At 35.1% G+C, this 13,317-nt stretch carries 12 protein-coding genes and 1 pseudogene; 10 read left to right on the plus strand and 3 right to left on the minus strand.

The annotated features are described in order from the left end of the window. Positions 1-149 precede the first annotated feature (149 nt). Positions 150-431 carry a hypothetical protein gene (locus tag ILS93_RS19580; protein ID WP_222661136.1) on the minus strand — a complete coding sequence of 94 codons (282 nt, stop codon included), beginning with the start codon at positions 429-431 and terminating at the stop codon, positions 150-152. A 237-nt stretch (positions 432-668) separates the two neighbouring features. Here ILS93_RS19580 and ILS93_RS19585 point away from each other — a divergent pair, with 237 nt between their 5' ends. The 8 genes and pseudogenes from ILS93_RS19585 (at position 669) to ILS93_RS19620 (ending at position 10,320) form a co-directional block, all read left to right on the plus strand. Then, a complete protein-coding gene (locus ILS93_RS19585) occupies positions 669-1,814 on the plus strand; it encodes an MFS transporter (RefSeq protein ID WP_088046824.1) in 1,146 nt (381 codons plus the stop codon). A 15-nt stretch (positions 1,815-1,829) separates the two neighbouring features. Next, positions 1,830-2,072: pseudogene (locus ILS93_RS19590) on the plus strand (HesB/YadR/YfhF family protein). Positions 2,073-2,468: 396 nt separating this feature from the next. Next, positions 2,469-3,590 carry a citrate synthase gene (gene mmgD, locus ILS93_RS19595; protein WP_064477300.1) on the plus strand — a complete coding sequence of 374 codons (1,122 nt, stop codon included), beginning with the start codon at positions 2,469-2,471 and terminating at the stop codon, positions 3,588-3,590. A gap of 98 nt (positions 3,591-3,688) precedes the next feature. Next, entirely contained in the window at positions 3,689-5,125 is a 1,437-nt protein-coding gene (prpD, locus tag ILS93_RS19600; RefSeq protein ID WP_222661138.1) for a 2-methylcitrate dehydratase, read from the plus strand. An 18-nt stretch (positions 5,126-5,143) separates the two neighbouring features. Beyond that, positions 5,144-6,052, plus strand: coding sequence for a methylisocitrate lyase (prpB, locus tag ILS93_RS19605; protein ID WP_063261135.1), 909 nt, complete (start codon positions 5,144-5,146; stop codon positions 6,050-6,052). Between the two features lie 154 nt (positions 6,053-6,206). After that, positions 6,207-7,916 (plus strand): acyl-CoA dehydrogenase family protein, encoded by a 1,710-nt coding sequence (locus ILS93_RS19610; protein WP_064477298.1) that lies wholly within the window; start codon positions 6,207-6,209, stop codon positions 7,914-7,916. Between the two features lie 16 nt (positions 7,917-7,932). Beyond that, complete coding sequence (locus ILS93_RS19615; protein WP_064477297.1) at positions 7,933-8,823, plus strand: NAD(P)-dependent oxidoreductase; 891 nt, start codon at positions 7,933-7,935, stop codon at positions 8,821-8,823. 36 nt (positions 8,824-8,859) lie between these two features. After that, positions 8,860-10,320: a CoA-acylating methylmalonate-semialdehyde dehydrogenase gene (locus ILS93_RS19620; RefSeq protein ID WP_064477296.1), complete on the plus strand. Its 1,461-nt coding sequence runs from the start codon at positions 8,860-8,862 to the stop codon at positions 10,318-10,320. A gap of 70 nt (positions 10,321-10,390) precedes the next feature. Here the strand turns inward: ILS93_RS19620 and ILS93_RS19625 are convergent, their stop codons facing one another. Together ILS93_RS19625 and ILS93_RS19630 are read right to left on the minus strand one after the other, a co-directional pair. Continuing rightward, positions 10,391-11,023, minus strand: coding sequence for a LysE family translocator (locus tag ILS93_RS19625; RefSeq protein WP_222661140.1), 633 nt, complete (start codon positions 11,021-11,023; stop codon positions 10,391-10,393). 227 nt (positions 11,024-11,250) lie between these two features. Continuing rightward, on the minus strand, positions 11,251-12,306 hold the full coding sequence (locus ILS93_RS19630; protein ID WP_222661142.1) for an enoyl-CoA hydratase/isomerase family protein: 1,056 nt from the start codon (positions 12,304-12,306) through the stop codon (positions 11,251-11,253). A gap of 316 nt (positions 12,307-12,622) precedes the next feature. On the opposite strand from ILS93_RS19630, the gene ILS93_RS19635 reads away from it, so the two are divergent. Together ILS93_RS19635 and ILS93_RS19640 are read left to right on the plus strand one after the other, a co-directional pair. Next, a complete protein-coding gene (locus tag ILS93_RS19635; protein WP_046955733.1) occupies positions 12,623-12,880 on the plus strand; it encodes a hypothetical protein in 258 nt (85 codons plus the stop codon). Between the two features lie 183 nt (positions 12,881-13,063). Continuing rightward, positions 13,064-13,303 (plus strand): DUF2584 family protein, encoded by a 240-nt coding sequence (locus tag ILS93_RS19640; RefSeq protein WP_000667347.1) that lies wholly within the window; start codon positions 13,064-13,066, stop codon positions 13,301-13,303. Positions 13,304-13,317: the final 14 nt, after the last annotated feature.

The following is a 13,317-nucleotide window of genomic DNA, read 5'->3' on the forward strand; positions in this document are numbered from 1 at the left end:
AAATGTTGATTATTGATTTCCTACAGAAAAGTCTATAGTAAGCAGTTTATAGGTTTTTAGGATTAAATAGTTGTTCTGTGAAATTACTACATAATTTTCTATTTGAAGTATTATTTTCGTTAAAATGCAGCAGCTATGCAAGGATGAATTTAAATGTTAAAAGTACCGTGGAAATTTTGGAAATAAATAGAAGGGAAATGATAAAAAACTTGAGCCTGAGGTAATGGAGGATAACTTTGGCTTTGAAAGGTGGTACTACTTGGATGTGCGCCATGATGCCAAAATGAGGGAGTAACTTGACCTGGAATTTGATATTGTTGCCAAGTTGCAGGAAGTTCAATTCCTACATCGGAACTAGCTGTATGAACGGCTGGAACGTGTATCCCAAGAGTCGAAGGAACGACGGCCGTTACTCTTGAAGATACCCACATAACATAATCACTCCTAAGTTGTGATAATAAAGTAGTATATTCTTTTCACGCGTATAAAGGTACATATAGATAGGACTTTAGGCTAATGTATACTTATAAAGTTGTAAGACCAATTTATATTGATGGTGGACCATTTATTATAAAAAGTTACGTCTATTTACGGAGGGAAAAGGGACTGAGAAAATGTAAAATGGAGGTGTTAATTGCAAGAATATACGTGTTTATGGAGGAATTTTAATGGAACGATTATGGACGAAATCATTTATTCAAATGACTTTCGCAATGTTATTTTTATTTACAGGATTTTATTTACTTGTACCAACGCTCCCGCTCTTTATTAAAGAGATAGGCGGCAATGAATCACAAGTTGGACTCATGATGGGAATGTTTACAATAGCTGCAGTTGTAATACGACCGATTATTGGAGGGATGTTAGATCAATATGGTAGAAGATCGTTTATTATTTTCGGACTCATCCTTTTTGGGCTAACGATGTATTCCTATAATTTAGCATCGACTATAGTCCTTTTAGCAGTTTTACGCGTTATTCACGGAGTGACATGGGCTGTTTCTACAACAGCTGTTGGAACAGCGATAACTGATATTATTCCAGATTCACGCCGTGGTGAAGGTATGGGTTGGTACGGGATGGCTATGACAATTGCAATGGCAATCGGCCCAATGATTGGATTATCGGTTGTACAACATTATTCATTTCACGGTCTATTCTTGTTGGCAACTCTTTTATCCTTTATGGCAGTCCTATTATCGTTCATGACGAAAATGCCATTCACACCACAAAAAGAAAAAGGGAAAATGCAGTTGTTTGAAAAATCGGTTCTATCCATTACAATTGTAGTTTTCTTTTTATCATTTGCATATGGAGGAATTACGACGTTTTTACCGCTATTTGCATCTTCAATCGATGTGAATCCTGGGACATTCTTTCTTGTATATGCAGTTGCTTTAACGATTGTAAGACCAATTTCAGGAAAACTATTAGATAAGTATGGAGAAGTATTTATTATACTCCCGGCACTATGTATTACGATTATCGCGATAGTTGTATTAACGATTTCAAATAGTTTAATAGGGGTAGTTATCGCAGCTGCATTATACGGTGTTGGATTCGGTTCAGCACAGCCCGCATTACAAGCAGCGATGCTTACAATTGTTGATCCGAGTAAAAGAGGAGTTGCTAACGCTTCATTCTTTACTGCATTTGATTTAGGGATTGGACTTGGTGCGATTTTACTTGGAGTTATTTCGCAAATGTTTGGTTACCGTATTTTATTTGTAGGTAGTGCAATTTCAGGACTAATCGCTTTCATTATTTTTGTCATTTTTGTAAAACAGCGATTAGGTAAAAAAGAATTTGCGTAAACGGGAGTAACAAAGATGAAAATTTCAATTGAACTTAACGATTTACAATGGTTAAAGGATAACATAATAATAGTTCAATTCAGCCGGCCTATTCTTTAGGGATAGTTTCTGAGAAATCAGATGGGGAAATCGTGTCAGTTGAGAAAGAAGTCATTCTATTTTGGGAGATGTTTATAATCTTTGGTACTTTAAAACTATCATTTAGTTAAATGTTACTATGAGGAAACGGAAGAAATTCAATTTAATTATGTGAAATAATAACTTTTTTAAAAATAAATAAGTTTTATATAAGAATTATATTGATGAGATAGTGAAATAAATATCATGTAGAAACGAGTTGTATATGTGTACAGCTCGTTTTTTTTATTTTCTTAAAAAAATTGGTTGAATGATATATTCTGTGGGATTTTCTGAGTCATCCTTATATTTTGTTTTAATAAGACATATAAAGAAGTCAGTCCTTTCTTTATAAAATGTGAAAATTATTTTTGAAAAATTGTATTGTTACATCGGTAAAAGTATAGGAAACTTATCATTATAAAATAAATTGAAATCTTCTAAAAACTCTGATACATTGAAATAGAAATGTAGTTTCACGATTTTGTAAAGGCTTACAGTTATGTGCACGAAGATCTATTAGGATTGGAGGAAATAATGATGAAAGCTGAAGAAAAATTTTCCCCGGGATTAGATGGTATAGTGGCAGCGGAGACGAAAATTTCGTTTCTTGACACAGTGAAAGGTGAAATTGTAATTCAAGGGTATGATTTAATCGAACTCTCAAAAACAAAAGAGTATTTAGATATTGTGCACCTTTTATTGGAAGAACATCTACCGAATGAGGATGAAAAAGCACAACTTGAAAAGAAATTAAAAGAAGAATACGCGGTACCAGAAGGTGTATTCAACGTATTAAAGGCATTACCGAAAGAAACGCACCCGATGGATGGATTGCGTACAGGTGTGTCCGCATTAGCTGGTTACGATAATGATATCGAAAACCGCTCGTTAGAAGTAAACAAAAGCCGCGGGTACAAATTATTGAGCAAAGTACCAAACATTGTAGCGAATAGCTATCATATTTTAAATAATGAAGAGCCAATCCAGCCTCTTCAAGAATTAACATATAGCGCGAATTTCTTCTATATGTTAACAGGTAAAAAACCAACTGAACTTGAGGAGAAGATCTTTGATCGTTCCCTTGTTTTATATAGTGAACATGAAATGCCAAACTCTACATTTACAGCGCGCGTTATTGCATCAACGCAATCGGACTTATATGGTGCTTTAACAGGGGCAGTTGCATCTTTAAAAGGTAGCTTACACGGTGGTGCGAACGAAGCGGTTATGTACATGCTGTTAGAAGCTGGTAATGTTGAGAAGTTTGAAGAGTTGTTACAGAAGAAATTATATAACAAAGAAAAAATTATGGGCTTTGGACATCGTGTGTACATGAAGAAGATGGATCCAAGAGCACTGATGATGAAGGAAGCTTTGAAGCAGTTATGTGATGTAAAAGGTGATTATACACTATATGAAATGTGTGAAGCTGGAGAAAAGATTATGGAGAAGGAAAAAGGAATTTATCCGAACCTTGATTATTATGCAGCTCCAGTATATTGGATGCTTGGTATTCCAATTCAACTTTACACACCAATCTTCTTTAGCTCTAGAACAGTAGGACTATGTGCGCACGTAATTGAGCAACATGCGAACAATCGATTGTTCCGTCCACGTGTTAATTATATTGGCGAGCGACATGTACTTAGTAAATAAGAACAACTGGGGAGTTGTTAGCGCCGCCCGCTAGATGGGTGTTTGACCGACACCCATCATTAATAATAACGAATTTTCGACAGAAAGGGAAGAATAGTATGATTAAAACAAATGAAATTAAACAAAAAGATGCATTATTAGAAGAAATTGCGGATTATGTATTAAATAAAGAGGTAACTAGTGCAGAAGCATTCAGTACTGCTCGCTACGTATTACTTGATACGCTTGGATGCGGAATTTTAGCACTACAATATCCAGAGTGTACGAAATTACTAGGACCAGTTGTACCAGGAACAATCGTACCAAATGGTACACGTGTACCAGGTACGTCATATGTGCTTGATCCAGTGAAAGGTGCATTTAATATCGGATGTATGATCCGTTGGTTAGACTATAACGATACTTGGCTTGCAGCAGAGTGGGGACATCCATCTGATAACTTAGGCGGAATTTTAGCAGTTGCAGATTATATTAGCCGTGTTCGTATTTCAGAAGGAAAAGAACCATTAAAAGTACGTGAAGTATTAGAAATGATGATTAAAGCACATGAAATTCAAGGTGTACTAGCTTTAGAAAATAGTTTGAATCGTGTTGGTCTTGACCACGTATTATACGTAAAAGTAGCAACAACTGCTGTAGTTGCAAAAATGCTTGGCGGAACACGTGAAGAAATCTTTAATGCATTATCACATGCATGGATTGATAATTCTAGTCTTCGTACATATCGTCATGCACCAAATACTGGCTCACGTAAATCATGGGCAGCAGGTGATGCAACAAGCCGTGGTGTTCATCTTGCAATGACTGCTCTAAAAGGTGAAATGGGTTATCCAACAGCATTATCTGCACCAGGTTGGGGATTCCAAGATGTATTATTCAATAAACAAGAATTAAAGTTAGCAAGACCGTTAGAGTCTTATGTAATGGAAAATGTATTATTTAAAGTTTCATACCCAGCAGAGTTCCATGCACAAACAGCTGCAGAGTGTGCTGTGAAATTACATCCAGAAATTAAAGAAAGATTAGATGAAATTGACCGTGTTACAATTACAACTCATGAATCAGCAATTCGTATTATCGATAAAGAAGGTCCATTAAATAACCCAGCTGATCGTGATCATTGCTTACAATACATTACGGCAATTGGTTTATTAAAAGGAGATATCGTTGCGGATGATTATGAGGATGTAGTAGCAAATGATCCACGTGTAGATGAATTACGTAATAAGATGGTTGTTGTTGAAAACAAACAGTACAGTTTAGATTACCTTGACCCGAACAAGCGCTCAATCGCCAACGCTGTTCAAGTTCATTTCAAGAATGGCACTGTAACAGAAAATGTGGAATGTGAATATCCACTTGGTCACCGTTTCCGTAGAGACGAAGCAATTCCAAAAGTTGTTCAAAAATTCACTGCAAATATGGCAGGTCATTATTCTAGTAAGCAGCAAGAACAAATTCATGAAGTTTGTCTAAATGAAGAAAAACTAGAAAATATGAATGTAAACGAATTTGTAGATCTATTTTTAAATTAATGATAGGGGGAATTTAGAATGGCTTGGGTTGTGAATAAACAGTCAACACAAGAGGAGCTTGCGAATCGCTTCCGAGCTTTAGTAGAAGCAAATGAAATTTTGCAAATTCCAGGTGCACATGACGCAATGGCAGCTTTAGTTGCGAGAAATACAGGATTTTCAGCTCTTTATTTATCAGGAGCTGCTTATACTGCAAGTAAAGGACTGCCTGATTTAGGAATCGTGACGTCTACTGAAGTAGCAGAGAGAGCAAGAGATCTAGTAAGAGCTACAGACTTACCAGTTCTTGTTGACATTGATACAGGATTTGGCGGTGTCTTAAACGTAGCGAGAACAGCGGTAGAAATGGTAGAAGCGAAAGTTGCAGCTGTTCAAATTGAAGATCAACAATTACCAAAGAAATGTGGACATTTAAATGGTAAGAAACTCGTTACTACAGAAGAATTAGTTCAAAAGATTAAAGCGATTAAAGAAGTTGCACCAAGCTTATATATTGTGGCACGTACAGATGCTCGAGGTGTAGAAGGCTTAGATGAAGCGATCGATAGAGCGAACGCCTATGTAAAAGCAGGTGCAGATGCGATATTCCCTGAAGCACTTCAATCAGAAGAAGAGTTCCGTCTATTTAATAGTAAAGTAAATGCACCTTTACTTGCGAATATGACTGAGTTCGGGAAAACGCCGTATTATAGTGCAGAGGAATTTGCGAATATGGGCTTCCAAATGGTTATTTATCCTGTAACTTCACTTCGTGTTGCAGCGAAAGCATATGAGAATGTGTTTACTTTAATTAAGGAAACAGGTTCTCAAAAAGATGCACTTTCAAGTATGCAAACGAGAAGTGAGTTATATGAAACAATTTCATATCATGACTTTGAAGAATTAGATACTGGAATTGCAAAAACAGTATTATCAGAGGATCAATAGATAAAACAACTAAGGCGATGAGAATACATCTTTGGCAAAACGAACTGCTTGATGTGAAAATTCATCGCCTTCTGTTTTCAAAAATAAGAAATTCCACTCATCGTAGACGAGCATACGTAGTAGCAAGTAAGGCCGAAATGATAGGGGGATTCAGATGGAGAAAACGAAGTTACCGTGGGATGAATTTTTTTCACTTAATAAAAATGTGAATCATAGTTTCTTTACGCCAGAAGATTTTTCCGGAGATGAAGATTTAATCGCAAAAACGACAGAACAATTCGTTAAACAAGAAATTGTTCCACAAATGGAGACTATTGAACAACATAACTATGAAGTTTCTCGTCAATTATTTGAGAAAGCTGGAGAACTTGGATTATTAAGTATCGAGGTCCCAGAAGAGTACGGTGGATTTGAGTTAGGAAAGGCAGTTTCAGGGCTTGTAGCAGAAAAAATGGGATATGCTGGTGCATTTAGCGTTTCCTTTAATATACACGCTGGTGTAGGTACATTGCCTTACATATATTATGGAACGAAAGAACAAAAAGAAAAATATTTGCCGAAAATTGCGTCTGGAGAATGGATTGGGGCTTATGCTTTAACTGAGCCAAATGCTGGTTCTGATGCTTTAAGTGCAAAAACGAGTGCTGTATTAAATGAAGATGGAACTGCTTGGAAGTTAAATGGTGAGAAGCAGTGGATTACAAATGCTCATATGGCAGATGTATACGTTGTTTTTGCGAAGACAAATAAAGGAATGACAGCGTTTATTGTCGAAAGAACATGTGAAGGTGTATCCATTGGACTAGAAGAAAAGAAAATGGGGATTAAAGGTTCTTCAACGGCTACCCTAATTTTAGAAGATGTTGTCATCCCTGCTGAAAATGTTTTAGGGGAAGTTGGGAAAGGGCATCACGTAGCTCTTAATATCCTTAACTTTGCTAGACTAAAGCTGGCTTTTGGAAATATTGGAACAGCAAAACAAGCAATTGGTTTATCGGTTCAATATGGAAAAGAGCGAAAACAGTTCCAAACAGAATTAGTAGATTTTACGATGATTCAAGAGAAAATTGCAAATATGATCATTGCTACATATGGAGCAGAAAGTGCAGCTTATCGTACAGCAGGTGTCATTGATGAAGCAATTCATGAGAGTGATGAAGATCTTATGAAGAAAATGTCTCAATTTGCAATTGAATGTGCACTTAATAAAGTAAATGCTTCTGAAACACTTGGTCATATCGTAGATGAAGCTGTACAAATTCATGGTGGTTACGGTTATATGCAAGAGTACGAGGTAGAACGATTATATCGTGATGCTAGAATTAGTCGTATTTTTGAAGGAACGAACGAAATTAATAGATTAACAGTTGCCAAAATGTTAATGAAGCAAATGGAACAAATTGAAGATACTGAAGTAGAAATTGATGTAGAAAATGTCGAAAGAAACCATCGTTACATTTTATTAGCAAAAAAATTGTTGAAACAATCTTTGAAAACGCTCTCTAAAACTCCGGGGTTGAAAATTGATCAAGAGCAAGAATATTCACGTGTATTATCAAATATGTTAACGGACGTGTACGTCATGGAATCAGCATTTTTACGTACGAGTAAAGCAATTAGTAAAAATGGTGATGAGAAAGAGCGTACGAAACAAATGATAACTGACGTTATTTGTGAAGAAGGCTATCGTAATGTAGAAGAAGCAGCGGTTTCTATACTTTCAGCGGCTGTCACAGAAGAACAAGATAGACACGTGATTTTAACTGAAATTCGTCAATTATTAGTGCCTTTATACACGAACGTATTTACAAAAAAGAGAGAAATTGCGAAAGCTATTATAAATCGTGGAAAGTATATTGTGTAAATAGGAGGAAAGCGATATGAAAAAGATTGGTTTTATCGGTTTAGGTAACATGGGTCTTCCAATGTCTAAAAATTTAGTTAAATCAAGTTACACAGTATATGGTGTGGATTTAAATAAAGAGGCTGAAGCTTCCTTTGAAAAAGAAGGAGGAATTATCGGCTTATCAATTTCAAAACTAGCAGAAACATGTGATGTGATTTTTACAAGTTTACCTTCACCTCGCGCTGTTGAAGCGGTATATTTTGGCGAAGAAGGCTTATTTGAAAATAGCCATTCGAATGTAATTTTAATTGATACAAGTACTGTATCTCCACAGTTAAACAAACAGTTAGAGGAAGCTGCGAAGGGAAAGAAAGTAGACTTTTTAGCCGCACCTGTTAGTGGTGGGGTAATTGGAGCCGAAAACCGTACATTAACGTTTATGGTTGGTGGATCGAAAGAAGTATATGAGAAAACGGAATCTATCATGAGCGTACTAGGCGCGAATGTTTTCCATGTTAGTGAGAATATTGATAGTGGTACAACAGTGAAATTAATTAATAACTTATTAATTGGTTTTTATACAGCTGGTGTGAGTGAAGCTTTAACATTAGCGAAAAAGAATAATATGGATTTAGATAAAATGTTTGATATTTTAAATGTAAGTTACGGTCAAAGCAGAATTTATGAGCGTAATTATAAAAGTTTCATTGCAACTGAAAACTACGATCCAGGCTTTACTGTAAATTTATTAAAGAAAGATTTAGGATTTGCAGTAGATTTAGCGAAAGAAAGCGAACTGCACTTACCAGTTAGTGAGATGCTATTAAACGTATATGAAGAAGCAAGTGAAGCTGGGTACGGCGAAAACGATATGGCTGCTTTATATAAGAAAGTTAGTGAACAATTAATTTCTAATCAAAAATAATAGAATTATATACATCATAAAAAAGGAGAGAATATAATGATTACAACTGAAATTAAACGAGTAAAAAATCATATTAATGGTGAGTGGGTAGAATCTACTGGTACAGAAGTAGAAGCAGTTCCAAATCCGGCGACTGGAAAAATTATCGCTTACGTTCCATTATCTCCGAAAGAAGATGTTGAAAAAGCTGTTGAAGCGGCAAAAGCAGCATACGAAACATGGTCTAAAGTACCAGTTCCGAATCGTTCAAGACAATTGTATAAATATTTACAGCTTTTACAAGAAAACAAAGACGAGCTTGCAAAAATCATTACGCTAGAAAATGGTAAAACGTTAACGGATGCAACTGGTGAAGTACAGCGTGGGATTGAAGCGGTAGAACTTGCAACATCAGCACCAAATTTAATGATGGGACAAGCTCTTCCGAATATTGCTAGCGGCATTGATGGATCGATTTGGCGCTATCCAATTGGAGTTGTTGCTGGTATTACACCGTTTAACTTCCCAATGATGATTCCATTATGGATGTTCCCACTTGCAATTGCTTGCGGTAATACGTTCGTATTAAAAACATCTGAAAGAACGCCACTTTTAGCAGAGCGACTTGTAGAATTATTCTATGAAGCTGGTTTTCCAAAAGGAGTATTAAATTTAGTACAAGGCGGAAAAGATGTTGTAAATAGCATTTTAGAAAGTAAAGATATTCAAGCTGTTTCGTTCGTTGGCTCTGAGCCGGTAGCTCGTTACGTGTATGAAACAGGTACGAAACACGGGAAACGTGTACAAGCGTTAGCTGGTGCGAAAAACCATGCGATTGTAATGCCAGATTGCAATCTTGAGAAAACAGTGCAAGGTGTAATTGGATCTGCATTCGCAAGTAGTGGAGAGCGCTGCATGGCATGTTCAGTAGTAGCGGTAGTAGATGAAATTGCTGATGAATTCATCGACGTACTAGTAGCAGAGACGAAGAAATTAAAAGTAGGTGACGGTTTCCACGAAGATAATTATGTTGGACCATTAATTCGTGAATCTCATAAAGAGCGTGTATTAGGCTATATTAATAGCGGTGTAGCAGATGGAGCAACTTTATTAGTTGATGGCCGCAAAATTAAGGAAGAAGTTGGAGAAGGTTACTTTGTAGGTGCGACAATCTTTGATGGTGTAAATCAAGAAATGAAAATTTGGCAAGATGAAATTTTTGCTCCAGTATTAAGCATTGTACGAGTTAAAGATTTAGAAGAAGGTATTAAATTAACAAATCAATCTAAATTTGCAAATGGCGCGGTTATTTATACGTCAAATGGTAAACATGCACAAACGTTCCGTGATAATATCGATGCTGGTATGATCGGTGTAAACGTAAACGTTCCAGCACCAATGGCATTCTTCGCATTTGCAGGAAATAAAGCTTCCTTCTTTGGTGATTTAGGTACAAATGGTACAGATGGTGTTCAATTCTATACACGTAAAAAAGTTGTAACTGAGCGCTGGTTTTAATATAGAGTGAACAGCCAAATCAGTTGTTAAATGAAAACCACCACTATTAATAGTGGTGGTTTTCGTCTTGTTAATTATTTTTTTCAAAAGCTAGTTTAATACCAAAACCGATTAAGACGATTCCTGTTAAGCCTTGAATATAACGTTGCGTCCTCGGTTTTTTCATAAAAGCACTAATTTTATTAATTAAAAATATATAAAAAGCGAACCAAATAACTGTTAAAACGAGGTAAGTAAGACCCATTACCAGAAGTTGGATAAACGTATTATGATTTGGATTTAAAAATTGCGGTAAAAAGGTTAAAAAGAAGACTGCAACTTTAGGGTTTAATAAATTCGTAAGAAACCCTTGGCGAAAGCAAGAAGTGTGTTCATCTTCATTATTTAAAGATATATCGTTCGTATCAAAGCCTTCTTTGTTTCTTACCGCTAAAAGGGCTTTAATGCCAATATAAATTAAATATAGAGCTCCAACGTACTTGAAAATAGAAAATAAAAGAGCTGACTTTACAATAATTGCGGAAAGTCCGATTACTGCTGCTAAAGTATGAATTAAAAGTGCAACACATGTACCGAACACTGTTTTCACTCCACCGACTTTACCAGCAACCAATGTATTTTTCGTCGCCATTGCAGTATCAGGACCGGGTAAAATAATAAGACAAATAGACATAATGATGAAAAGAAAATAATTTTCAATCATAGTTGCTCCTCCTTTTTTATTTTTAGAATATTTGATTAAAAATAGTGTAGCACATATTTTGATTTAATAAAATTAAATTTTATTAAAAATTATTAAATGAGAAAGAGGCTATATAGTAGTGGAATTTCACTACTATATAGCCTCAATTTTAGCCCGCATGACCGGACGATCGGTGAGGGCTAATAATAAGCGGGCAATGAACCCCCACTTATTAATGTTTCACCTTATTATGCATTAAGTAAGTTAAAGAATCGATTTACATCTTCTTCTGAAACATCACTTAACTGCTTATATTTATAATTCGGATTTTGATCTTTATCAACGACAACAGAACGTACTCCTTCGAAAAAATCCGCATGTCTCATGAAATTTTTAGCAAGTACAAGGTCGGTAGCAAAACATTCTTCAACGGACTTATCTTGTCCATCAATAAACTGTTTTAATGTTACTTTTAACGAAATAGGAGATTTTGATAATAGCGTTTCTTTCGTTTTTAAAGCAAAGGAACTTTGATCTTTCTCCAATGAATGGATGATTTCTTCAATTGTATCGAATGCAAAATGTGAATTCATTTCTTCTAATGAAGGAGCAAGTTCACTTTCTAAGCTTGGAGCAGTTGCAAATGTACGAATGACTTTTTTTAAATTAGTATGTACATCATCTTCTTTATGCCAATTTACACTTTCAAGTTCAGTAAGGAAATTTGGTAATGAATCAGATGTCATAAAGTAATCAGCAGCGTTTATAAATAATACGTCAGCAGCTTTTAAAACAGCTGCTGTTAAAGCAACATATCGGCCAGCAAACCCTGGAGCTTTATTTAAGAAATATGCAGCACCGACGTCTGGGAAGAAGCCGATATTCATCTCTGGCATTGCCCATTTCGTACGCTCAGTTACAATTCGATATTTTGCACCATTTGTAAGACCGACACCACCACCCATTACAATTCCATCTAAACAAGCGATGATTGGTTTTTTATATTGATAAATATATGTATCAATTTCATACTCTTCTTCAAAGAAACGTTCCGCATGCTGTAATGCAGCTTCATTTGAACGTGCTTCATAAAGAGTTTTAATGTCGCCGCCTGCACAAAAACCTTTAGTGCCAGCTCCTTTTAATACGATAAGCGCAATTCGCTCATCATGTTCCCATTCTTTCAGTTTTTGCCCGATTGGTTGCAACATGTCATAAGATAAAGAATTAAGTGCTTTTGGGCGGTTTAAAGTAATTGATGCAACGCCGTTTTCGCTAATAGAAAATAAAACGTGTTCAGTCATAATTCATCCTCCCTTACATATCTTCTTATTCTTAATTCTTGATACGTACTGAAATGTCCTTTATAAATTTTGTCTAAAGTTGACGGTATGTGTTAATTTGTATACCGCATATTTTGACGAGATATATTTGCAGGATTTTTGAGGTCGAAAATGAATATTACAACATTACTGTAATTGTAATTATTTGAAATTATCATGATAAACACGCTATTATATATGTGTAAATTGTACATAATCACTTCAAAAAGAGTATTTGAAGTGATTATGATGAAAGAAAAATTGCTTTTCATTAGAAATAGAGAAAGGAGAAATCGGAATGCCAGGACCTTTACTATTGTCGGTGATTATTTTGTCTTCTTTAATGATAGGGATAACGCAGTATTTTCATCATACAGATACGACAGAGGAAGTGAAGGATAAAGTACGGCTTGTATTTCCGATTTTTATCATATCTATTTCTTTTTGCATTTTATTAAATAAGGATGGGTACATTATCGCAGTATTTTCATTTTTTGTAGCGATCGTTTTCATTACAGTTTTATATTATGTAATGAAAGACTTTATACAAAAATAAAGATGTCACATTAGACATTTTTATTTTTACAATAAATAAAATTTCACATACCGTATTATATGTAAAAATAAAAAACATATAGCGGTAGAAAAGTGTGTACTTTGCCGTGTATTTACTTGTCAATCTTGCATAGCCAATATACTATTAATAATGTGGAAATTAGAAAAAGGGGTTGTATCTGTCATGAAATTTGAGATGCACACAAAAATTATTTCAAATGAAAAAGAAGTAAGATTACATATAGAAGAAAACATATTTCAATTAAAATTGGATGGTTATCACTTATTTACAGTTCAAGAAATATTGCCTTTATATAAATCAAATGAAGAAAGAATTGGTAGTGCAATGATACAAAAGTTAGAGTGGGAAAACGGAAAAACTACAATAAACTATCAACTCGTATCACTAAAATCAGTAAATTAAAAGGAGCAGGAAAC

The organism is Bacillus sp. 16GRE42, from assembly GCF_019837435.1.
GTDB classification, from domain to species: Bacteria; Bacillota; Bacilli; order Bacillales; family Bacillaceae_G; genus Bacillus_A; species Bacillus_A wiedmannii.

What these genes read in the sequence shown, in the direction of transcription:
- ILS93_RS19615 (WP_064477297.1), top strand. Translation starts at nt 7,933, where the DNA reads ATGAAAAAGATTGGTTTTATCGGTTTAGGTAACATGGGTCTTCCAATG.
- ILS93_RS19610 (WP_064477298.1), top strand. Translation starts at nt 6,207, where the DNA reads ATGGAGAAAACGAAGTTACCGTGGGATGAATTTTTTTCACTTAATAAA.
- ILS93_RS19625 (WP_222661140.1), bottom strand. Translation starts at nt 11,023, where the DNA reads ATGATTGAAAATTATTTTCTTTTCATCATTATGTCTATTTGTCTTATT.
- mmgD (WP_064477300.1), top strand. Translation starts at nt 2,469, where the DNA reads ATGATGAAAGCTGAAGAAAAATTTTCCCCGGGATTAGATGGTATAGTG.
- ILS93_RS19620 (WP_064477296.1), top strand. Translation starts at nt 8,860, where the DNA reads ATGATTACAACTGAAATTAAACGAGTAAAAAATCATATTAATGGTGAG.
- ILS93_RS19630 (WP_222661142.1), bottom strand. Translation starts at nt 12,306, where the DNA reads ATGACTGAACACGTTTTATTTTCTATTAGCGAAAACGGCGTTGCATCA.
- ILS93_RS19580 (WP_222661136.1), bottom strand. Translation starts at nt 431, where the DNA reads ATGTGGGTATCTTCAAGAGTAACGGCCGTCGTTCCTTCGACTCTTGGG.
- prpB (WP_063261135.1), top strand. Translation starts at nt 5,144, where the DNA reads ATGGCTTGGGTTGTGAATAAACAGTCAACACAAGAGGAGCTTGCGAAT.
- ILS93_RS19585 (WP_088046824.1), top strand. Translation starts at nt 669, where the DNA reads ATGGAACGATTATGGACGAAATCATTTATTCAAATGACTTTCGCAATG.
- ILS93_RS19635 (WP_046955733.1), top strand. Translation starts at nt 12,623, where the DNA reads ATGCCAGGACCTTTACTATTGTCGGTGATTATTTTGTCTTCTTTAATG.
- ILS93_RS19640 (WP_000667347.1), top strand. Translation starts at nt 13,064, where the DNA reads ATGAAATTTGAGATGCACACAAAAATTATTTCAAATGAAAAAGAAGTA.
- prpD (WP_222661138.1), top strand. Translation starts at nt 3,689, where the DNA reads ATGATTAAAACAAATGAAATTAAACAAAAAGATGCATTATTAGAAGAA.